We start from the raw sequence: 22,181 nt of genomic DNA, 5'->3' as shown, positions 1-22,181 counted from the left end.
CAAGCTCAGGATAAACTACAGGCGGATTAAGCTGCCCCAATTTCTATAAATAAAAAAGCGATTCAAATAATTGAACCGCTTTTATTTTGTAGAAAATCTATTGATTATTCAGCATCGAAATCAGCATCTGCTTCTGCAGAAACTTTTTCGCCTTCTTCTTTAGATTTTTCTTTATCCGCTTTTCTTTGAGACAGACCATCTTTGATAGAAGCTGAAACAACGCTCAACAACATATCGATAGATTTAGAAGCATCATCATTTCCTGGGATTACAAAATCCACTTTTCTTGGATCTGAGTTAGTATCAACGATACCGAAAACCGGGATACCCAATTTTTTAGCTTCAGTTACTGCGATGTGCTCTCTCATAATGTCAACTACGAAAATAGCTGAAGGAAGACGAACCATGTCTGCGATAGATCCTAAGTTTTTCTCAAGATTAGCTCTTTGACGATCAACTTGTAATCTCTCTTTTTTGGATAAAGTTTCGAAAGTACCATCTTTCTTCATTTTATCGATAGAGTTCATTTTCTTAACAGCTTTTCTGATAGTTACAAAGTTTGTAAGCATACCACCTGGCCATCTTTCTGTAATGTAAGGCATATTAAGTTCAGCAGCGTGTTTTGCTACTACTTCTTTCGCTTGCTTCTTAGTAGCTACGAAAAGAACTTTTTTACCTGCAGAAGTCAATTTTTCCAAAGCTGTACAAGCTTCGTCCAATTTAACAGCTGTTTTATGTAAATCTACGATGTGAATACCGTTTTTCTCCATGAAAATGTATGGAGCCATATTTGGATTCCACTTTCTGGTCATGTGACCGAAGTGTACACCAGCCTCTAAAAGGTCTTTTACATTTGCTTTTGCCATGTTTTCTTGTTTTTGTTAGTTTACTTTCCGCTTTTCTGCAATCAACTTTACTTTAGATGGGAGTAAAGTTTGGATGCTAAACATAACGGGCAATATTTTTTGGTTAGATAAATAGACTTCAGAAATAAGACAATCGATAAAAAATCTGATATATCCAATCTGTTGTCCAAAAAAAATTAACGTTTTGAGAATTGGAATCTCTTTCTCGCTTTTTTCTGACCTGGCTTCTTTCTCTCCACCATTCTTGCATCTCTTGTCAACAATCCGTGAGGCTTAAGAGCCAATCTGAACTCTTCGTTGATTTCGCACAATGCTCTTGAAACACCTAGTCTGATAGCTTCTGCCTGACCAGTGATTCCTCCACCAAAAACATTAACAGTTAAGTCATATTGACCTAAAGTTTCTGTCAACAAAAATGGCTGATTAACTTTGTAAACCAAAACATCTGTACAAAAATATGTTTTAGCATCTTTTCCGTTTATAGTAATGTTACCAGTCCCTGGCTTCACATAAACTCTTGCAACAGAAGTTTTTCTTCTTCCGATTTTGTGTACTATAGACATATCCAATTATTTGAATTCGTTAACATTGATTACTTTTGGCTGTTGAGCTTCGTGTTTGTGCTCAGTTCCTTCATATAGATAAAGGTTCTTGAATAAAGCTGAACCTAATCTGTTCTTTGGCAACATACCTTTTACAGATTTTTCCAATACTTTAAGAGCATCTTTTTTCTTAAGCTCTTCAGCAGTCATAGACTTCTGACCTCCTGGATATCCAGTATGCCAAATGTAAGTTTTGTCTGCCCACTTGTTTCCGGAAAGTGTAACTTTCCCAGCGTTCAAAACGATTACGTTGTCTCCACAATCTACGTGTGGCGTGTAATTCGTTTTGTGCTTACCTCTCAAAATCTTTGCAACAGTAGAAGCTAGTCTTCCTAACGGTTGCTCAGCAGCGTCTACCACAACCCATTCTTTATTAGCGGTAGCTTTGTTTGCCGATACTGTTTTGTAACTTAATGTATTCACAATTTATCGTTTACGATTAAACATAATTTTCCCTCAAAGGGTGTGCAAAGGTATGAATTTTTTCCCGGATGAAAAATTTTCCTCAGAAAAATATTTTAATTTTCTAAAAATTAATAAGTTAACCAATCATTAATTGACTGAAAACTTTCTGAAATTTGTCAAAATAAGCTTTATTTATAATTCGGGATTTTTATATTTTTGAGGAAAAAGATTAATTTAGTCAAAACTGACTAATAAAGAGTAGTTTACAAGAACCGAAAGAGTTATCGGTAACGATTTAGTAATGGTGCTTACTACACTTGCTTTCATTCAATTACCTTGTAAATCATTACTGCAAATGTATAAAAAATAAAGGTAAAGCAGTGAAACTTTACCTTTATTTTTCGTCTTGCTCGTCCATCCTTTTGATAAGTGCATCCCGAAGACTATCGAGGAACTTTGTTCGGTTTATCTTCCTGCCTTTCAGTTCCAAATAGGAATGGTAGAAATCCCCTAAGTCAATATTAAATATATTTTCAAAAGTCTTGGCGATGATTTTTATATCTGCATTACCATTGTCAATTGAACCCTGCGAATGCAGCGAATAAATCAACTCAATGAGTGAAGTTTTACTACCTGTCCAGTTTAGGGGAGGCGTTTCAAGTAGCTTTCTCTGATTGTTATTGCTCAACTGGTCTTCGAGGTAAACCTGTATCAAGTCGTTGGCAATAATCTTAGCTACCTTGTAATCGTGCGAGGTTGCAAAATTATGGTCTGCTTCAAAATAATAGGTGTCTAAACTCAACTTTATATCGTGCTTGCCACGTAAAAAGAATTTATAGTCCAGATGAGTGCTGTTGGTTCTGTAATACTTGTAAAATTCCAAATTAGCATCGAAATACCTCTTGATTTTGGAAAGCTCAACATTCAGATATTTCTTGATGATTTTATCGCCGCCTCGTGGTCTTTTTGTTTCAATCTTGTAAATGGCATTGAAGTAGATGAGCTTCGATACTAATTGAGGCTTTAGCTGTTTGAAAAAAAGTATTTCGGCTTCATCATCTTTAAATCCATTCTTCTTAATGTATTTTTTTATCTCCTCAAGTTTCTGCAAGACTAATATAATTGCATTTTCATACGATATCAATGAATTACTTGGCTCATAGGTCAATTCGTTAATTCTATCGTCTAATTCGTTTATTATAGTTTGGTAATAATTTGTCATCGAAAGCGAAATTTAAAGTATGAAACCAATTAAAAAGCACAAAATGAGGCAGCAATTGCAGATAGCCCACAATAAATTGCCTCATTTTAGTATGTATTGATTGAGTATAAGAGAGCCCTATCCTTAATTAAAACTGGATAGGGCTAAGAGATTAAACCACTAATGGTTCTGCTTTAAAGCCTTTTTTCTTAACGATGGCAACTATTTCATCTTGTGTTATACCCTCTGATTTTACGGTTAAAATTTTGTCATTGTTGGCTGTATCTACATTCCATTCGCAGATACCGTCGGTACTGTCCAAATCCGCTTTTACCTTTGATACACAACCGCCACAATTAAGATTGGTCTTGAACTGAAATTCTGTATTTTCCATATTTTTTTAAACTTATTTACTATTGTTTTGAACTGTCGCAAAATTCAACATAATCCCGAAGTCTGCTATTGTGATATTCCGGGTTTAATTTGTGACTTTTACTGTTTTCCTGTTACAGACTATTAATGGTTGTGCGTGTGGTGGCTGTGGTCTTCTACCGATTTTTCGCCTTCTGATACGGTAATAGTAAAATCTGCCGTATGTACCACATTGTTTATTTTGAACTGTGCCCACAATCTATAAAGCCCTGCTTTTTTGATAAGCGTTTCGGCATAGATTGGGAAATTCTCTTTTGATACCGGGTGTATATGTAGAAAATCCTTATTAGTTTTACTTATCATTACGATATGGGCAGTCGCTCCGAGATAATTCTGCATATCCTTTTCCTCTAATTTCTTGCCGTCCTTTTCTACCGAAAATTGCAAGCCCTGATTTCTGTTTGTTTTAAAGTCTTCGCCGTTAAGCAGCGTTACCGTAAAACCATCTACGGTTGAAACCAATTTTGTCTTTAAATCGGCTGTTTGTGTTGCTGCCGTACCTTTTACCTCAATGGTTTGCTTATTGACCTCTCCCTCGGCTCCGTTCGGTTTGTAGTCGGTAAATAACAGGTATTTACCTGCTGTAGGGAATGTTTCTGAAACCTTATAAGAACCGTCTGCCTGTTCTTCGGGGTGGATATGGTCAAACCAGGTCAGTTCTTCATTCACTACCAAAAGGTGCATTTTCATTTCGTGCACTACTTCCAACGGTACATTTTTACCGTGTTCACTAATGGCGATGGATAGATTAGTTGGTTTACCTGCTTCCACATTTTGCGGGTCGGCAGCCACTTTTACTTCATACTGGCTTTTCTCTTTATTAACAGGGCTCAAAGCCATACCACATTTAGGGCATTTATCGCCTTTGTTTCCTTTTACTTCCGGGTGCATCGGACAAGCGTATGCGCTGTCGTGATTTGCGTGCTGATGTGCATTCATATCCTCTGATTTTTTATTATTACTTTCTGAATTGTTGCAGGCAGATAACGCTGCCAGTGAAACAACCGTGCTTAGTAATATGGTTTTAAATTATTCATTTATTTATCTCTCTTATTACAATACAAATTTCCGCATTAAATGGGTTGTATCTATTGTGATATTCTTTGTTTGATTTACGATTTTTACTGATTGCTAACGCTGTTCTTTTGGCTCATTACAATCCTGATAACCGCTATCAATGTGATGATAAGCATCGGTATCAGTACAATGTTTACGCCATTCCAACCCCAGTAATTAAACAGGCTGCCTGCAAAGAAGCTAGCAATACTGATTACTGCAAAAACCGTGAAATCGTGGAAAGCCTGCGTTTTTTCTTTCTCTTCGGGACGGTACACTTTGGTAAGCAATGACGAACCGCCGATAAACAGGAAGTTCCAACCTAAGCCCACGATGAACAATGCGGAAACGAAATGCGCAAAGCCTGTTCCCATCAGGGCAATGATGATGTACAGGAACAAAATCGCCAAACCGGAAATAATGATACGGTAAACGCCGAATTTCTGAATAAGCATACCTGTAAAGAATGACGGCAGGAACATACCTAATACGTGCCACTGGATAACCGTTGCGGAGCTGTCGGACGAATGCCCTACGCTGTGCATTGCTATCGGGGTAACAGTCATAGACATTCCCATTACGGCAAATGCGGTAGATGATGCCAGTATTGCAAGTATGGTATCTTTATTCTTAATGATTTCTTTTAACGGGCGACCTTTCTTTACCGCTTCATTGGTTTGTACCGCAGATGTTCTTTGCAGCTTTAAAAAGGAAACAACACCCAAAGCGACCACGCTTAACAGGATAATAGAAAAGTAGGGATAAGCGTAAGGAACCGCCCCTAAATGCTGCGTAAACCTCGCTAAGTTGGGTCCTGCGAATGCTGCAACAATGCCACCTGCAATAACAAAAGAAATTGCCTTGCTTTTCGCATAGTCGGGAATGGCATCAGCCGTCGCAAAACGATAGTATTGCGAAAAGCCTTGATAAGTACCAATGAGCATATTACCCACTGAAAACAGCCAAAAGGAATTTTGGATAATACCGTACCACGAAACCAAACCCGACAAAACACCTATCAGTGTACCTATCATAAAGGCATTGCGCTGACCTAATTTTCTAATAATGAGGGATGCGGGTATCATCATACCTGCCGTACCTACGGTAATCATTGCCAATGGTAAGGTCGCCAGATTTTTATCGGGAGCCATTTGTAAGCCTACCACACCCGAAAGTGTAATGACCAATATGGATGCAGTCTGGAACAACGCCTGCGAGGTAAACAGTAGATACACGTTGTTCCATTTTATTTTTGCTGTCATAATCTTAAAATTTATGATGCAAAATTGGCAATTTGTTTCGGGCTGCCTATTGTGATATTTCTTGTTTGATTTGTGAGGTTTACTGATTTAGTCTGGTATTGTAAATGCAAAAAGGTTATAGCATAACCGCTACAACCTTTGTCTATTTTATGAATGAAATCCTTTAGTAATTGAGCGAAAGTCCTGCACCAAAGCCCATATCACTATCATAGTGCGCCCTGATACCGATATGCCTCGTCAAAATGTACCGCAGGTCTGCCATATATTCCAAATCGGTATTGACCATAAACCCGGCTCTTAACCGTCTGGAGATAGGTATATCCTCCCGCATCAATGATACCCTGAAAATACCGTCGTGGTAAACTTCTGCCTGTACGTTGACCAACATCGGCAAGGTGTACATTACCCCTAAGCTCACAGCAGCTCGGTTGTCTTTTTTATTAACCTGTCCGAAGAGGTTTTTCTCGTGCTCGTCCATTCCCATTCTGCGGTATCGCCAATCGAAACCGACAAAAGGCATCAGCCATTGCATTTTACCAATGTAACGTCCCAAATGCGTTTCCACTTCATAGCCGTGCATATCATTATAGCCTAAACGCCATTCCGTACCCAAACTGTAACGGGCGTTCATCAACATTGCTTCTCCGTCAATACCATTGGTCGCAAAATCACTTTGAGCCATCAAATGTGGCATATTGCTTTCACGCTGCAACATTTTATATGCTTTTTCCTTATTGGGTAAATACGGATTTTTGTAATCATCCACAGCGAAAACCCTATTCATACCTGCCATCATATGATACAGGATATGACAATGGAAAAACCAATCACCCTCGGTATTCGCAAGGAACTCTATCGTATCGGTTTCCATCGGCATAATGTCGATGATGTTTTTCATCGGTGCATTTTCGCCGTGCTCATTCAGCACCCTGAAATCAAAACCGTGCAGGTGTATCGGGTGGCGCATCATTGAGTTATTATAAATCGTAATCCTCAATACTTCGCCTTTTTTAACAGGTATCTTATCTGTTTCTGCCAAAACCTTGTTATCCATACTCCAAACGTAACGGTTCATATTTCCCGTTAAGGTAAATTTCAGTTCCTTAACCGGGGCATCAGCCGGAAGCGTGGTATTATGCGGCGATTTCAACATTGCGTAATTGAGCGTTTTAATGTCGCTCAACGCATTAGCATTATAACGGTTGGGGTCTTCGTCGCTATTCATCTTATGGTCGCCGTGATGCTCCATAGACGGTGCTGTACCCTTGTTTTTTTTGCTCTTTTCCTCGCCTGTAATCTCCGGGTACATCACTACGTTCATATCCATTTGGTTCAGGCTCATATTCATTCCCATATCTTCCAGGTCGCCGTTCATCTTCATCATATCGTTCATCATTTGCATACCCTCAAAATATTTCAGGCGTGGCATTTCCCCGACCAATTGTTTTGTACCGTTGCCAATAAAATAGCTTGTGGATTGGGTACGGTCTTCGGTGGTTGCCATAAATTCAAAGGCTTTGCCGTCCTCGGGAATGGTAACAACCACATCGTAAGTTTCCGATACAGCAATAATCAGCCTGTCCACTTCCACAGGCTCCACATCGTTGCCATCACTCGCCACTACGGTAATTTTACCGCCTGCATAGCGCAGCCAAAAGTAAGACGATGCACCCCCATTGGAAATGCGTAAACGTACTTTATCGCCTGCTTTTAAGGGCTTGCCGTCAATGCTTTTTAAATCGGTATGATGATTACCGTTCATCATTACACGGTCGTAATACACATCGCTCACGTCCATTGCCAACATACGCTTCCATTCGTTGTTCAGCTTGGTTTTGAATTTTCCGCTTCTAATGGCTTCGGCGTAGCTTTGTGTTGCGCCTTTCCTTATCGCAAACCAGTCGCTTGCTGCGTGCAGCATACGGTGTACATTTTCGGGCTTCAGGTTCGTCCATTCGCTTAGCATTATGGGAATTTCCGGTAAATCGTCAATTCCTTTCCTAAATGTTTTATCATCAGCCCTTTTGCGCATTATAAAGCTGCCGTACATTCCAATCTGTTCCTGCAATCCCGAATGTGAGTGATACCAATGCGTTCCGTTCTGAATAATCGGAAATCGGTAAGTATAAGTTGCGCCCGGCTCAATCGGCATTTGCGTTAAGAAAGGTACGCCGTCTTCCTTATTCGGCAGGAACAAGCCGTGCCAGTGCAGGGATGTACTTTCTTTTAACTGGTTATGCACTACGATTTCTGCCGTGTCGCCCTCTGTAAATTCAAGCGTGGGCATCGGGATTTGCCCGTTTACAGCAATTGCCCTCTTTTCCTTGCCCGCATAATTTACAAGCGTATCTTTTACATACAGGTCGTAATGAACTACCTTTTGTGCAATGCTGACTTGTGATATAAAGATTGCCAACAGGGTTAGCGGCAACAGCTTTTTGTAAAGAAATTTTTGATTATCCATTTTAAAAATCGCATTGGTTATAAAGATTAAAAGGCATTGCCCATTGAGCAATGCCTTTGTGGGTTATTATTTAGTTTCGGTAACTTTACCACAAGTAAGCATAGAAGAACCGTAGTAAGGATTTTTAATCTCCTTTTCTTTGCTTAACCAATATGCTTTTTTCATCGGGCAATATTGGTAGTAAACGGGTTGGTTTACTTTGTCTGATGATTTTACCACTTTCCACAGTACGGTTGATACTTCGTTGAAAGCGGCTCTTTGCTTTTCAAGGTTGTTACCTGCCTTACTTAATTTGTCGGTGGCTTTCTGCAATTCTGCTTTCTGTGCAAAATCGCCCTCGCTCTTAACGGCTTCGTTCAGTGCGCTAATGGCGGTGCTTGCCGCTTTACTATCGCTGCTTACCAAAGCATTTTTTACGCTGATGTAGTTGTTCAGCAGGTTGCCTGTATTTTGCGCAAAGGCAGAAAATCCAAACAACATTACGGTCATTGCTACTATTAACTTTTTCATTTTTTTATCCTTTTTAATAATGAGTGAATGGCTGATTATTCTGAAATGGGTTCAGCTTTAAACCCTTTTTTCTTGATGATGGCGACAACCTCGTCTTCGGTAATGCCCTCTGCTTTTACAGTCAGGATTTTATCGGCGTTGGTCGTATCAACGTTCCATTCGCAGATACCGCCTGCGTTATCTAAATCTGCCTGCACTTTTGATACACAGTTGCTGCAATTAAGGTTTGTCTTGAATTGAAGATTTTTGCTTTCCATTGTCTTGAACTTTTATTTGTTTTTGCTGATACAAAAATCGGTAGATAATGCGCTAAGCTGTTTGTGAAATTCCTTGTTTGATTTATGATATTTACTGATTGCATTTCAAAAACGGTTCCGCTTGTAATATTCCGGCTTTGTTTTATGACTTTTACTGATTATAGTGCTCGTTCAGAATAAGCGGAATACTTTTATCGAAGTATAACGCTAACTGTTTTATAAAATGGCTATCAAAACCTTTCTCTCCGTTTTGCATCGGGCTATGTTGTAGCTTCGGGTTCCCAACCCCAACACGATTGCACAAATCTTCTTTGTGCAACAATCTTTATTGCAAAATCACACATAACATAATTTTTAAAAATCATATATAATGACAAACGATTTAAAGAACGTCGAATATGGCTTGGATAAGATATTCGAGGGCGCACAAGATTTTTTACCGATTTTAGGAACAGACTACGTGGAATTTTATGTAGGCAATGCGAAACAGGCTGCTCACTATTACAAATCAGCTTTCGGGTTTCAGTCGTTGGCGTATGCCGGACTGGAAACAGGCTTACAGGACAGGGCTTCTTACGTGGTAAAGCAGGACAAAGTGAGACTGGTATTAACGACCGGGATGCGCTCTAATTCCGAAATTAACGGACACGTAAAGAAGCACGGCGACGGCATCAAAGTAGTGGGTCTTTGGGTAGAAGATGCCCGCAAAGCCTTTGAAGAAACCACGAAAAGAGGTGCTAAAGCCTATATGGAACCAACTGTAACTACCGATGAAAACGGCGAAGTGGTACAATCGGGCATTTATGCGTATGGCGAAACGATTTTTATGTTTACCGAACGCAAAAACTACAACGGTATATTTATGCCGGGCTATGAGCAATGGGAAACCGAATATAACCCTGCGCCTGCGGGACTAAAATATATTGACCATATGGTGGGCAATGTGGACTGGAACCAAATGGACACCTGGGTAAAATGGTTTGAGGATGTAATGGGATTTGAGAACTTCCTGTCATTCGATGATAAGCAGGTTTCTACCGAATATTCTGCCCTGATGTCTAAAGTAATGGCAAACGGTAACGGCAGAATTAAATTCCCGATAAACGAACCCGCAGAGGGCAAAAAGAAATCACAGATTGAAGAGTACCTTGAATTTTACGAGGGCGAGGGCGTTCAGCATATTGCCGTAACTACGGATGATATTGTAAAGACCGTAAACGACCTGAAATCAAGAGGGGTTGAATTTCTGTCAAGACCGCCACAAGCGTATTATGATGCCATTCCTGAACGCTTAAAAGCGCATATGCACCGCTTTAAAGAAGATATCAAGGAATTGCAGGAGTTGGGTATTCTGATTGATGCGGACGAAGAGGGCTATTTGTTACAAATCTTTACCAAACCAGTTGAAGACCGTCCTACATTTTTCTTTGAGGTTATTCAAAGAATGGGTGCAAGAGGTTTCGGCGCAGGAAACTTTAAGGCATTGTTCCAATCTATCGAAAGAGAGCAAGAACGCAGAGGAACATTATAATTTTTGTAACTTTAGCAAAGTCCTGATTTATTTCAGGGCTTTGTTGTTTATATAAAAAGGAGAATGGATATAGCGACCGAGAACAATCAGGATAAAATGATAGGTTATTTCGATTTTTTTGGAATGCCAGATGGGATTGTAAGCAACACAGTTTGGTTTGACGAGAATTATAAAATTGTTTTCTTAAAAGAAGGACGTGTTAATGTTGATTTTGTTGACTATGATTTTGAAGAAAGTACATTGCTTTTCTTTAGTATAGGGCAACAATTCAAAATATCTAAAAATTCGGAAGGAAGCATTGTTTATTTTAACCCGAATTTCTATTGTATCGCTTTTCACGATAAAGAGCTTGCTTGTGACGGACTTCTTTTCGACAACGTTTTTGAACTTCCTTTTATAGCGCTCACCGCACATCAAAGAGACATTTTTCAAAAAATACTTATTTCTATTAAAGAGGAAATTGCGGTAAAAGATTTTTGGGCGGAAGAAATGATTAAGACCTATATCAAGCAGGTTGTTATTTTTGCTACCCGAACTCTTGCAAAAAAGGACTACGATATTTATCACCCCGTATCATTCGATAAAGAGCTGGCGAGAAAATTTAGCCAATTGGTAGAGCAAAATTATCGAACTATCCACTCCGTAGCAGATTATGCATCTATGCTCAATCTTACACCTAAAAACCTCAACCGAAAAATAGTAACAGAAAAACAGATTGCTCCAAATACAATTATCAAAAATCGAATTATCCTTCAGGCAAAAAGATTACTTGTCAATACAACGTTAAGCATTAAAGAAATCGCTGTTTATCTCGGGTACGAAGACTATTCTTATTTTCTTCGCTTTTTCAAATCACAAACGGGCTCTTCACCTCTTACATTCCGAAATTCAATGTAACCCTACTTATGGGTAAAATGTCCTATTAAGTGTGAAGTATGTGTATTGATAGCCTTTCTCTGAAGCAGTAATTTTGTTATGTAATTAAAAATAGAGTACAATGAAAGCAAAAATCACAGCTAAATGGCAAGGTAATTTTAAAAACGGAAATGGAAATTTTGATGCATCGCATTCTACTATTGGTAGAAGTGTTTTTAAACACAATAAAGCAGAAGGAGAAACTACTGCTACTAATCCGGAAGAATTAATGGCGGCAGCGCACGCAGCTTGTTACACAATGACATTAAATTATATCCTCACGAGCAACGGTATAGAGGCAGAGAAAATTGAAACATCCTGTACTATAACCGCAACAAGCTTCGATATTACTAATTCCGATTTGGTACTGGATGCAGAAATACCTGGTTTAACCAATGAAGATTTTTTAAAATACGCTGAACAGTCAAAAGCAATGTGTCCTGTAGGAAAAGCATATAATTTAGAAATTTCATTAACTGCCACCTTAAATTAAAATCAGGTCAATTTTGGGGGATTGAGTTCATTAGTTTAATCAAATTAAAGTCACGGTATATCCCGTGACTTTTTAGTTTGCAATATTTACATAAAGTACTTTAAGAACTTTGGATTAACAACCCAAGAAGCGACGACAATAGCAGTACGCACTTCCAACAATTCAGTTTATTCATATTATCAATTTTTAAAGGTTAAATTTTTACTATTTCAGTGTTTTCTTTAGGGATAACCAGCACAGGTACATTTACCAAATGCCTTACCTGATTTATGGTTGCGCCGTACAACAAATCTTTCAATCCCTTATGCCCGTGTGCACCCATTACCACCAGTTCAGCACCGGACTGATTGACGATTTCGGCAATGGCATTGGCAGTCCTTCCAAAGCCTAGTTTTGCATCAGCAAAATATCCGTTGTCCTGTAACTGCTTTGCGTATTCCTCCAAAAACTCCCTGTCTTTTACAGTTTCCTCGTCGGTACTGTCGTGAAAGTGCGATGCGGATGCCACACTCTCCACGATATGAATGAGCGTGTACCTGCTGTCTTTACCGCCCTGCGTAATGGCGTGGTTGATAACCTTGTGGTCAAGGGTCTTAAAATCCACAGTAAGCGCAATATTCCGGTATGGCACGAATGGTTGTAGCTGCAAAGGCTCCGGCTTGTCGTGCGGTGTTATTTCACAAAAGGCTTTTCTACTGAATAATGGGTACAACGTAGTATATGCCATCAAAATGATAAAACCTATCCCACCCAAAATGATTAAACTTTTACAAGCTATGTTACCTGAAGTAGCAAAAAAACTAAATGCTTCCTCTGCTAATAGTTTGGAATTTAGATACACCAGTAGGATTGTTATAACCCAAGCCGTTATTTTTATCAAGGGCTTGATGGCAAATTTGCCCATTGTCCTTTTATCACTTACAAAATGTATAAGTGGAATAACTGCAAAACCCAGTTGCATACTCAATACCACCTGGCTGAAGATAAGCAGGCTATCTACATTGTCCTCGCCATTGATTAGGATTACCAAAGCTGCCGGAACTATGGCGAGTAACCTCGTGATAAGCCTTCTTAATAAAGGGTTTATTCTAAACCGCAGATAACCCTCCATTACGATTTGGCCGGCAAGCGTACCTGTAATGGTACTGCTTTGCCCGGCAGCTATCAATGCTACGGCAAAGAGTTTGGCTGTAAAATTACTTCCGAAATGTTGAGGTAATAGCTCGTAAGCCTGCTTTAGCTCCGCCACATCAGAACGCCCGGTTTTGTAAAAAACCGTAGCGGCAAGAATTAATATAGCAGCATTTACAAACAATGCCATATTTAATGCAATAGCACTGTCCCAAAAATTTAGCTTGATTGCTTTTTTGATGCTGGCGTCATCACGGTTAAACTTTCTTGTCTGTACCAATGCAGAATGGAGGTATAGATTATGTGGCATTACCGTCGCACCGATAATGCCGATGGCGATATACAATGCTGTATCGTTCTGAATGTGTGGTATCAGTCCTGTCGCTATTTCTCCTACATTGGGATTAGCTACCCATATTTGCACAAGGAATGACATTCCGATAACGAATATCAATCCAATAATAAAGGCTTCTAGTTTTCTCATTCCCCATTTTTGTAGGGTCATCAACAAGAATGTATCTAACGCAGTAATTGCAACACCCCAAATCAAGGGCATTCCTGTAAGTAATTGCAAGCCTATCGCCATACCCAATATTTCAGCAAGGTCTGTGGCCACAATAGCTATTTCTGCAAGTAGATACAGTATAAAGTTTATTTTCTTCGGGTATGTTTCCCGGTTTGCCTGTGCCAAATCCCTATTACGAACGATGCCCAACCTTGCTGACAAGCTCTGGAGCAATAAACCCATAATGCTACTCATCAACAAAACCCAAAGTAATGAATATCAGAACTGGCTGCCACCCGCCAAACCAGTTGCCCAGTTGCCTGGGTCCATATACCCAACACTGACAAGATAAGCTGGCCCGAAAAAAGCCAGTACTCTCCGCCAACGGGATTTACCAGGAGTGGTCGTATCGACTGAATTATGTATTTCGCTTAGTGAAGCCTGTGATTGTTGTTTACCCATTTCCAAAATTGCTTACGATAAAAAAACTGCCGCAAAAATAATCTTGCGGCAGTCCAACTTAACAATTAAAACTTCATTCTTTGTATCCGCACCGCATTAAGAATTGCTAATAAGGCTACACCTACATCGGCAAATACAGCTTCCCACATTGTTGCTAATCCTCCTGCACCAAGTATAAGCACGATTGCTTTTACTCCGAATGCCAATGCTATATTTTGAAAGACGATTTTTTTAGTCTGTTTTCCGATATTAATAGCCATTGGTATTTTGGATGGCATATCGTCCTGTATCACAACATCGGCTGTTTCAATAGCAGCATCACTTCCTAAACCGCCCATTGCGATACCTGCATCACTCAACGCAATTACTGGAGCATCATTTACACCATCACCTACAAACGCCACGCTGCCATTACGGGATTTGATTTCCTTTACTTTATTTACTTTGTCTTCAGGTAATAAATCCCCATACGCACTGTCAATGCCCAACTGTCCCGAAACAAACTGAACAACGGTATTTTTATCACCACTCAACATTGTGGTTTTTACACCCATTTTACGCAGATTTTCAATTGCTGCTTTTGCATCTACTTTAATGCTGTCCGAAATGGTTAAATATCCTACGAACTTTCTATCATAAGCAATCGCTATTACTGTGTAAACTATGTTTGCGGTATCTGCATCGTGGCTGATGTTAAATTTATCGAGCAATTTGAAATTACCTACTAAAAGCTCTTTACCGTTAACGGTGGCTTTTAATCCGTGTCCTGCTATTTCTTCAACATTTGCTAAATTTACGTCGGCATCTACCTCTCCCCAATAATTGTGGATTGCGGTTGCAACAGGGTGTGTACTTTGACTTTCCAATACGTTGACGAGGTTGAGTATTTCGTCTTTATTGAATTCTGGTTTGATAAAGACTTCCTGGACTTTGAAAACACCTTCGGTGAGGGTTCCCGTTTTATCCATCACTACATTTTCTACTTTGGCAAGAATATCAAGGAAATTAGACCCTTTAAGCAGGATACCGTTTCGACTTGCTGCCCCAATACCACCAAAATAACCCAGAGGGATGGAGATTACCAAAGCGCAAGGACAAGAGATAACCAGGAATACCAATGCTCTATACAACCATTCACTGAATACATAATTATCTACGAAAAGTGCGGGAAGTAAGGTAATAGCAATAGACAGATATACGACTATCGGCGTATAAATTTTGGAAAATTTACGGATAAACAACTCGGTTGGTGCTTTTTGCGATGTGGCATCCTGAACCAGTTCCAAAATTCTGCTTAACTTACTATCCGAATAATCGGTTGTTACCTTTATTTGGCTTACAGTGTTGAGGTTAATCATACCTGCCAATACAGCTTCGCCTTTACTTTTTGTATCAGGTTTGCTTTCTCCTGTAAGGGCTGCTGTATTGAAAGAGGCGGTTTCTGAAATCAACTCGCCGTCCAATCCCAATTTTTCGCCCGGCTTTAACTGAATAACATCGCCTATGTAAGCATCTTCAGCTTTTACAACAATAGGCTTACCTGCTCTGATAACCGTTACCTCATCAGGGCGTTGGTCTAATAGGGCTTTAATATTACCTTTTGCTCTTGATACCGCAATAGTCTGAAATACTTCACCTACGGAGTAGAACAGCATTACAGCTACTGCTTCAGGATATTCGCCAAGTGCAAATGCACCGATTGTCGCAATCGCCATCAAGAAAAATTCTGAAAAAAAGTCTTTGTATCGGATACTTTCAATAGCTTCTTTGATTACTGGCAATCCGACAGGTAAATAAGCGATAACGTACCAGGCAATTCTAACCCAACCAGTGAACCAGTTTTGAGTAAAGTAATTATCAAAACCGATAGCAACAAGTAATAAAGCTAAAGATATACCCGCAGGCATAAATAACTGAAATGGCGTTTTGCCCTCTATGTCGTGACTGTGGTCGTGGTCATCACCGTGGCTGTGCCCGTGGTGATCGTGATTGTGTCCGTGGTGGTCGTGATTGCGTCCGCTTTTTTCTATATGGTTGTGGTCATCATCACAATGTTTAGTATCGGCTTTACTGCAACTTTTGCCGCCAGTGTGTCCGTGTCCGTCATCGGAATGATTAGCATCTTTCAGCAAATCTGATGCACCTGCATTTTTATAAATCTTTTCTGTTTTCAAACAGCATAGTTGATTTCCCTGTGTATCATATTTATGTTTATGCTCTTTTTTATTTACCAGGTTCAGACTATCGTCTGTACTACAACATATTTTTGACATATCTAAAATTTTTTTTATTTCTATTTGTAAAACAAAATTACTCTGCCATTTTGGGAACCTGGTTGCAAAAGCGAAACAGCTACCATTTTAGCAAAACCCTTATATTTGATTTACTGGCTGATTGCTTATTAGGAACAATCAGAGGGTATTTGTTATTTTAGTGTGCGTGAGCGTGACCGCCACCACCTGATAATTTCGCATTGATGAAAAACGCACCTTTGGTAACTATCCTTGCATCTTTGGGAATTTCCGTTACTGGAGTAATGCTCGTATAACCCATTTCTGTAACACCTGTAACCACTTCAATTTTTTCAAAATTTACCGTGCCTGCCGCTTCCTCTTTATGCGCTGTCTTTTCATCGCCGTGGTCGTGCCCGTGTCCGTCTTCTTCTCCGGCTGCCTGCGGCTTTTTGTTGGTAATGACAAAGATGTATTTCTTACCGTCCGCATCTACCACCGCATCATTTGGAACTGACGGGGAAAGCACATTGTTGAGGCTCACAATCGCCGTAATGTTCATCCCGTCAATCAGTCCCTTTACATTGCCTTTTACACGGGCGTGTATGGGAATGGTTTTGCTGTCGTTTTCAAACGCCGAACCAATACCGTATATCACGGCATCGTGCTCGTTTACCGGATTATTGGTCAGGGTAAAATGTATGGTCTGCCCGGTTTTCAGCAAGGGCAAATCTTTTTCAAATACATTCAAATGCAAATGCAGGGAACTGTTATCTACAATTTCAGCCACAGGCGAAGAAACATCTACATAGCTGCCGATTTTGCCGTACACATTGCTAATGGCTCCGCTAATGGGGCTTGTAACTATCAGTGAGGATTTAAGTGAACTGTTGCTGACTGAATTTGGATTGATGCCCATTAGCTGTATTTGTTGATGCAAAGAGGCTTTGCGGGTTCTTAACGCATTGAGTTCGGCGGTGGCATTTTGCAGGTTTTTCAATGCCCCGGCATTGCCGGTGTTCAGTTCTTTTTGTCTTTGCATTTCCTGTTCGGCAAAAGTTATTTTACTGTTGATGGTCAGGTATTCTTCCTGCAACTGGATAAACTGCGGGTTGGCAATGGTGGCAATAACCTGTCCTTTGCGTACATAGTCGCCAATCTGTACATTAATAGATTTTATCACGCCACCGTATAAAGAGGTAGCATTTGCCTTGCTACTGTTGGGCAAACTCAAAATACCGTTCGCTTTAATAGTGGCGGTTAGTTCTTTCATTTCCACCACACCGTATTTGATACCTACAGCTTCAATCTGTTGGGGCGTAAGTGCCGCAACGGTGGCAGCGCCCTCTTCGGCTCCGTGCTCGTGTCCGTGCCCTGTATCGGCTTTTGCTTCCGTTTTGTGCTCGTGGTTATGACCGTCTTCGCTTTCCTTTTTTTGACTATCTCCACAGGCGGTCAGGGAAACTGTAAAGAGTGCTGCTAAAAACATTTTCGATATATTGTTCATCTTATTTGTTATTAAGGTAATTGTATTGAATTGCTGAGTGATTGTAACTGTTCAGAACGTCCAGATAATTTTGGCGGATATTGATTGCCTGCGTTAAGAACTGGCTTAGTTCTGCAAAGCTGATATCTCCCGAGCGGTAGCTTTGTGACGCCGCTTCGGTAATATCCTTTGCCTGTTGCAGTCCCGATGTTTCAAAGAAGCTCAACAAAGCCATATTCTTTTCCATTTCTGCGATGGCAGATTTCTTGTCCGTTGCCATTACCTGCGTTTGGTAAGACAATAGGTTTTCCTGTACTTCCTTTTCCTTGTTGGCTACATTCACTTTGTTTTTATACGCACCTGCACCAAACAACGGGAAGCCTACCGAAACCGAAAAGCCCGTAAACGGGTCTGAAACGCCGTACAATCTCTGGCTGAATACCCTTGCTGAAAATTCGGGCAAATTGCTTTTCTTTTGTATCTTGATATTTGCCGCCGCAACGCTTACATTTTGCTGCTGCAACTGCAATACCGGGTGTACATTGTTTTCATCATACAAGTTCGTTTCCAATTTCTGTAACGGCTCATCTATTGGGAGTATCCATTCGTTACGATTGAGCAATACCATTAATTGCTGTTGCTGTATTACAATTTCCTTATTGTTCTGCTCCACGTAGGCTTTTAACTGTTTGAGTTGGGCATCTGCCGCAATCTGGTCGAGCTTTGCGACGTCGCCCGTTCTAACCCGAACCTGTGTTGTATTGAAGAGGTTGGTGTAAATGCTGTCAAGGCTTTTCAGTAACAGATTTTTATCCTGCAAAAACCACAACTGGTAATAAGCGGTTCTAACGTCTTTTCGGATATTGGCATTCATAACCTCTGTATTCAATTCGGAATATTTTAGCTGTGCTTTTAAATAGTCCTTGCGGGCAGCATATAAGCCGGGCCACGCAATACTTTGCGTAAGCCCGATTTTCCATATACCCGTTTTGTCCGATGGTCTTAAATCTTCATTTTCTACAAATACCTGTGTCATTGGTATATCGTTAGCGGTCTTTACATTGTATTTAGCCGCATCAATCTCCGACTTATTGACGTTGACCTGCCCATTGCTTTGCAATGCGGTATTAATAGCAGTATCTATGCTTACCCTTTCCTGGGCATTGGCAGTGGTCATACCTCCGATACCCAGTAAAAGAGCGATTACGGTTGTTTTCACACCTTTACTGTTTTTGAAATTAAATTTTGAATTGAATATGATGTAGAGCAATGGCAATACAAACAGGGTAAGAAATGTAGCCGTTATTAATCCGCCAATCACTACTGTAGCCAATGGCTTTTGTACTTCTGCCCCGGCACTGGTGCTGATTGCCATCGGCAGGAAGCCCAGTGATGCTACCGTTGCCGTCATCAATACCGGACGTAACCGGATTTTTGTTCCCTCGATTGTCCGTTTTATCACATCATCCAAACCGTCTTTTTTCAGTTGGTTGAATGTGCCTATCAATACAATACCGTTCAATACGGCAACACCGAACAGGGCAATAAAGCCGATACCTGCGCTAATACTGAAAGGCATTCCCCGCAGCATCAAAGCAAACACACCGCCGATGGCACTCATCGGGATGGCAGTAAATATCAAACCTGCCTGCTTGAATGAACGGAATGTGAAATAAAGCAATGCGAATATCAATAACAGCGATACTGGTACGGCAATCATCAGGCGGTTACTGGCTTCTTTCAGGTTCTCAAACTGACCGCCGTAAGTAAAGTAATACCCTGTGGGCAATTTTACTTTTTCGGAAAGCTGCTGCTGAATATCGGTAACAACGCTTTGCACATCACGTCCGGCTACGTTAAAGCCAATCACAATGCGGCGTTTTCCCGCTTCACGGCTGATTTGTGCGGCATCCAATTTGTAATTGACATCAGCAACCTGCGATATGGGTATCTGAAAGCCTGTATTAGTTGGTATCATCAGGTTCCTTACATCTTCGATGCTGCTGCGGTGTACGCTATCCAACCTTACCACAAGCTCAAACTGCCTTTCGTTCTCATAAATAACCCCGGCTGCTTTACCTGCAAATGCGGTACTCACAATATCGTTTACCTGTTGTATCGTCAGCCCGTAATTTGCCATCCGGGTACGGTCGTAGTCGATGTTAATCTGCGGCAAGCCGTTTACCTTTTCCACCTGTGGCGGTGTGGCTCCTTTTACCTGCTGTACTACTTCGCTAACCTTATTGGCATACACGCTTAACGTGTCCATATTCTCCCCGAATATCTTAACGGCAACGTCCTGACGAATACCTGTCATCAATTCGTTGAAACGCATCTGTATCGGTTGGTTCTTCTCAAAGAAAACGCCCGGAATAACGGACAGCCTTTCCATCATTTCATCCCCTAACTCGTTGTAGCTTTTCTTGCTTTTCCATTCGTCCTGCGGTTTGAGGATAATCATCATATCCGTAGCTTCAGGCGGCATCGGGTCGGTAGGCACTTCGGCAGCTCCGGTCTTGCCGACTACCATTTTAACCTCGTCAAATTCTTTAAGAATGCGGGATGCCTGCATCGACGTTTCTATACTCTGATTGAGCGAACTTCCCTGAGGTAAAATACAGTGAAAGGCAAAATCTCCCTCCTGCAACTGCGGGATGAACTCGCCGCCCATTCTGCTGAACAGAATAACGGCAACTACAAATACCGCAGTGGTAACGCCCACTAACCAATATTTAACCCTGATAGCTTTCTGCAACAAAGGTTGGTAGAAGCCTTGCAGCTTATCCATAAACTTGTCGCTGAAATTCGGCTTGTCGTGCCCTTTTTTCGGCAGGAACAACGCACACATCATTGGGATATAGGTCAAGGACAATATCAATGCGCCGAAAATGGCAAAGCCTACGGTTTGCGCCATCGGTGTGAACATTTTACCCTCAACGCCTACCAACGTCAGGATTGGGATATATACGATAAGGATAATGATTTCGCCAAATGCGGCACTTGTCCTGATTTTGGAAGCGGACAAAAATACTTCCTCGTCCATTTCGCTTTGGGTCAGTTTATTGGTGGATTTCCGCAAGCCCAAATGGTGTAGGGTTGCTTCCACGACAATAACGGCACCGTCCACAATCAAACCGAAGTCAATCGCTCCCAGGCTCATAAGGTTGGCACTAACGCCAAACACGTTCATCATCCCCAATGCAAACAGCATCGCTAACGGAATGGCTGATGCTACGATTAGCCCGGCTCTTAGGTTGCCCAGAAACAGCACAAGCACAAAAATCACAATCAAAGCTCCCTCAATCAAGTTCTTTTCCACTGTGTCCATTGCCCTGCCTACTAATTCGGTACGGTCTAAATACGGCTCGATGGTTACATCTTCCGGTAATGATTTCTGAATGGTGGGTAATTTCTCTTTTATCCGTTTTACCACCTCGTTACTGTTCTCGCCTTTGAGCATCATTACCACACCGCCCACGGCATCTACTTCTCCGTTATAGGTTAGTGCGCCGTAACGCACGGCACTACCGTAACGCACATCGGCTACGTCTTTAATAAAAATGGGTGTATGCCCCGTGATTTTTACGGGTATATTTCTAATATCTTTCCAACGAAGTAGCCAAGCCCACACCACGGATAAAATAAGCGTTAGGCTTCTTGTCGATATATGCACCGCCCGTATTCTGATTGTTTTGTTCCAGTGCGTTGAATATGTCGGGAATACTTACGGTCATCGCTCTCAATCGGTCGGGGTTTACCGCAACCTCGTATTGTTTCAATTCTCCGCCAAAGCTGTTTACTTCGGCAATGCCTGGCGTGCCGTACAACTGGCGGGCAACAATCCAATCTTGCATTGTACGCAGGTCTTTGGCGTTGTACTTATGCTCGCTGCCTTTTTTGGGGTGGATGATGTATTGATAGACTTCTCCAAGCCCTGTACTTACCGGAGCCAGTTCAGGCGTGCCGATACCTTTCGGAATTTTTTCTTCGGCTTCTTTCAGTTTTTCATTGACCAACTGCCTTGCAAAGTAGATGTCTACATTTTCTTTGAACACTACCGTAACGACGGAAAGCCCGAACCGGGATATACTTCTTGTTTCTACTAAATCGGGAATGTTGGCGATGCTCTGCTCAATGGGGAACGTAACCAACTGTTCCACTTCCTGCCCCGCCAGTGTAGGACAGGCAGTAATAATCTGTACCTGATTATTGGTAATATCCGGTACGGCATCTATTGACAATTTGGTTGCACTCCATACGCCCCAAATGATAAGAACCAATGTCATTATAGCAATGACGATTTTGTTCTTGATGCTGAATTTAATTATACTATCTAACATTTGAATTTGTATTAAGCCTGAAATGTTTTGTA

16 protein-coding genes and 2 pseudogenes are annotated in these 22,181 nt (G+C 40.9%); 3 read left to right on the top strand and 15 right to left on the bottom strand.

Going from position 1 to position 22,181, the window contains the following annotated elements:
- Positions 1–104: 104 nt before the first annotated feature.
- The 10 genes from rpsB to RTX21_RS14645 form a co-directional block, all read right to left on the bottom strand.
- Positions 105–866: a 30S ribosomal protein S2 gene (gene rpsB / locus RTX21_RS14690; protein WP_027383697.1), complete on the bottom strand. Its 762-nt coding sequence runs from the start codon at positions 864–866 to the stop codon at positions 105–107.
- 176 nt (positions 867–1,042) lie between these two features.
- Positions 1,043–1,429: a 30S ribosomal protein S9 gene (gene rpsI / locus RTX21_RS14685; protein WP_089874983.1), complete on the bottom strand. Its 387-nt coding sequence runs from the start codon at positions 1,427–1,429 to the stop codon at positions 1,043–1,045.
- 6 nt (positions 1,430–1,435) lie between these two features.
- Complete coding sequence (rplM, locus tag RTX21_RS14680) at positions 1,436–1,891, bottom strand: 50S ribosomal protein L13 (protein ID WP_074236969.1); 456 nt, start codon at positions 1,889–1,891, stop codon at positions 1,436–1,438.
- A 376-nt stretch (positions 1,892–2,267) separates the two neighbouring features.
- Complete coding sequence (locus RTX21_RS14675; RefSeq protein ID WP_066434328.1) at positions 2,268–3,095, bottom strand: RteC domain-containing protein; 828 nt, start codon at positions 3,093–3,095, stop codon at positions 2,268–2,270.
- Between the two features lie 151 nt (positions 3,096–3,246).
- Positions 3,247–3,468 carry a heavy-metal-associated domain-containing protein gene (locus RTX21_RS14670; RefSeq protein ID WP_066434334.1) on the bottom strand — a complete coding sequence of 74 codons (222 nt, stop codon included), beginning with the start codon at positions 3,466–3,468 and terminating at the stop codon, positions 3,247–3,249.
- A 122-nt stretch (positions 3,469–3,590) separates the two neighbouring features.
- Positions 3,591–4,445, bottom strand: coding sequence for a heavy metal-binding domain-containing protein (locus RTX21_RS14665; protein WP_219071571.1), 855 nt, complete (start codon positions 4,443–4,445; stop codon positions 3,591–3,593).
- Positions 4,446–4,627: 182 nt separating this feature from the next.
- A complete protein-coding gene (locus RTX21_RS14660) occupies positions 4,628–5,824 on the bottom strand; it encodes an MFS transporter (protein WP_312768727.1) in 1,197 nt (398 codons plus the stop codon).
- 163 nt (positions 5,825–5,987) lie between these two features.
- Positions 5,988–8,288, bottom strand: coding sequence for a multicopper oxidase family protein (locus tag RTX21_RS14655; RefSeq protein ID WP_066434340.1), 2,301 nt, complete (start codon positions 8,286–8,288; stop codon positions 5,988–5,990).
- Positions 8,289–8,354: 66 nt separating this feature from the next.
- Positions 8,355–8,798 carry a DUF3347 domain-containing protein gene (locus RTX21_RS14650; RefSeq protein WP_082738211.1) on the bottom strand — a complete coding sequence of 148 codons (444 nt, stop codon included), beginning with the start codon at positions 8,796–8,798 and terminating at the stop codon, positions 8,355–8,357.
- A gap of 35 nt (positions 8,799–8,833) precedes the next feature.
- The gene (locus RTX21_RS14645) at positions 8,834–9,055 is read right to left on the bottom strand and encodes a heavy-metal-associated domain-containing protein (RefSeq protein ID WP_027384830.1); all 222 of its coding nucleotides are present in this window, start codon (positions 9,053–9,055) and stop codon (positions 8,834–8,836) included.
- Positions 9,056–9,425: 370 nt separating this feature from the next.
- On the opposite strand from RTX21_RS14645, the gene hppD reads away from it, so the two are divergent.
- The 3 genes from hppD to RTX21_RS14630 all read left to right on the top strand — a co-directional run bounded on the left by hppD (position 9,426) and on the right by RTX21_RS14630 (position 11,994).
- Entirely contained in the window at positions 9,426–10,586 is a 1,161-nt protein-coding gene (hppD, locus tag RTX21_RS14640; RefSeq protein WP_066434350.1) for a 4-hydroxyphenylpyruvate dioxygenase, read from the top strand.
- Between the two features lie 63 nt (positions 10,587–10,649).
- Entirely contained in the window at positions 10,650–11,483 is an 834-nt protein-coding gene (locus RTX21_RS14635) for an AraC family transcriptional regulator (RefSeq protein ID WP_066434353.1), read from the top strand.
- 100 nt (positions 11,484–11,583) lie between these two features.
- Positions 11,584–11,994 (top strand): OsmC family peroxiredoxin, encoded by a 411-nt coding sequence (locus tag RTX21_RS14630; protein ID WP_066434354.1) that lies wholly within the window; start codon positions 11,584–11,586, stop codon positions 11,992–11,994.
- 193 nt (positions 11,995–12,187) lie between these two features.
- On the opposite strand, the gene RTX21_RS14625 is transcribed toward RTX21_RS14630, so the two are convergent.
- From RTX21_RS14625 to RTX21_RS14605, 5 genes and pseudogenes are all read right to left on the bottom strand, one after another.
- Entirely contained in the window at positions 12,188–12,721 is a 534-nt protein-coding gene (locus RTX21_RS14625) for a universal stress protein (protein WP_308196694.1), read from the bottom strand.
- Between the two features lie 93 nt (positions 12,722–12,814).
- Positions 12,815–13,897 (bottom strand): annotated as a pseudogene (locus tag RTX21_RS14620) (Nramp family divalent metal transporter); the annotation flags it as partial.
- 260 nt (positions 13,898–14,157) lie between these two features.
- The gene (locus RTX21_RS14615) at positions 14,158–16,365 is read right to left on the bottom strand and encodes a heavy metal translocating P-type ATPase (RefSeq protein WP_066434355.1); all 2,208 of its coding nucleotides are present in this window, start codon (positions 16,363–16,365) and stop codon (positions 14,158–14,160) included.
- A 157-nt stretch (positions 16,366–16,522) separates the two neighbouring features.
- Positions 16,523–17,830, bottom strand: coding sequence for an efflux RND transporter periplasmic adaptor subunit (locus tag RTX21_RS14610; RefSeq protein WP_066434357.1), 1,308 nt, complete (start codon positions 17,828–17,830; stop codon positions 16,523–16,525).
- A 1-nt stretch (position 17,831) separates the two neighbouring features.
- Positions 17,832–22,149, bottom strand: a pseudogene (locus RTX21_RS14605) (CusA/CzcA family heavy metal efflux RND transporter).
- Positions 22,150–22,181: the final 32 nt, after the last annotated feature.

This window comes from Epilithonimonas sp. (assembly GCF_032054305.1).
Classification (GTDB): Bacteria; Bacteroidota; Bacteroidia; order Flavobacteriales; family Weeksellaceae; genus Epilithonimonas.
The sequence above is the reverse complement of the archived record's forward strand: the minus strand, read 5'-3'. Positions and strand labels throughout refer to the sequence as shown.

Excerpts from the sequence above, each read along its gene's own strand:
- rpsI (WP_089874983.1), bottom strand. The coding sequence starts at position 1,429 with ATGTCTATAGTACACAAAATCGGAAGAAGAAAAACTTCTGTTGCAAGA.
- RTX21_RS14675 (WP_066434328.1), bottom strand. The coding sequence starts at position 3,095 with ATGACAAATTATTACCAAACTATAATAAACGAATTAGACGATAGAATT.
- RTX21_RS14630 (WP_066434354.1), top strand. The coding sequence starts at position 11,584 with ATGAAAGCAAAAATCACAGCTAAATGGCAAGGTAATTTTAAAAACGGA.
- RTX21_RS14635 (WP_066434353.1), top strand. The coding sequence starts at position 10,650 with ATGGATATAGCGACCGAGAACAATCAGGATAAAATGATAGGTTATTTC.
- RTX21_RS14625 (WP_308196694.1), bottom strand. The coding sequence starts at position 12,721 with ATGGCATATACTACGTTGTACCCATTATTCAGTAGAAAAGCCTTTTGT.
- RTX21_RS14660 (WP_312768727.1), bottom strand. The coding sequence starts at position 5,824 with ATGACAGCAAAAATAAAATGGAACAACGTGTATCTACTGTTTACCTCG.
- RTX21_RS14650 (WP_082738211.1), bottom strand. The coding sequence starts at position 8,798 with ATGAAAAAGTTAATAGTAGCAATGACCGTAATGTTGTTTGGATTTTCT.
- RTX21_RS14615 (WP_066434355.1), bottom strand. The coding sequence starts at position 16,365 with ATGTCAAAAATATGTTGTAGTACAGACGATAGTCTGAACCTGGTAAAT.
- RTX21_RS14645 (WP_027384830.1), bottom strand. The coding sequence starts at position 9,055 with ATGGAAAGCAAAAATCTTCAATTCAAGACAAACCTTAATTGCAGCAAC.
- RTX21_RS14655 (WP_066434340.1), bottom strand. The coding sequence starts at position 8,288 with ATGGATAATCAAAAATTTCTTTACAAAAAGCTGTTGCCGCTAACCCTG.
- rpsB (WP_027383697.1), bottom strand. The coding sequence starts at position 866 with ATGGCAAAAGCAAATGTAAAAGACCTTTTAGAGGCTGGTGTACACTTC.
- RTX21_RS14610 (WP_066434357.1), bottom strand. The coding sequence starts at position 17,830 with ATGAACAATATATCGAAAATGTTTTTAGCAGCACTCTTTACAGTTTCC.
- hppD (WP_066434350.1), top strand. The coding sequence starts at position 9,426 with ATGACAAACGATTTAAAGAACGTCGAATATGGCTTGGATAAGATATTC.
- RTX21_RS14670 (WP_066434334.1), bottom strand. The coding sequence starts at position 3,468 with ATGGAAAATACAGAATTTCAGTTCAAGACCAATCTTAATTGTGGCGGT.
- RTX21_RS14665 (WP_219071571.1), bottom strand. The coding sequence starts at position 4,445 with ATGAATGCACATCAGCACGCAAATCACGACAGCGCATACGCTTGTCCG.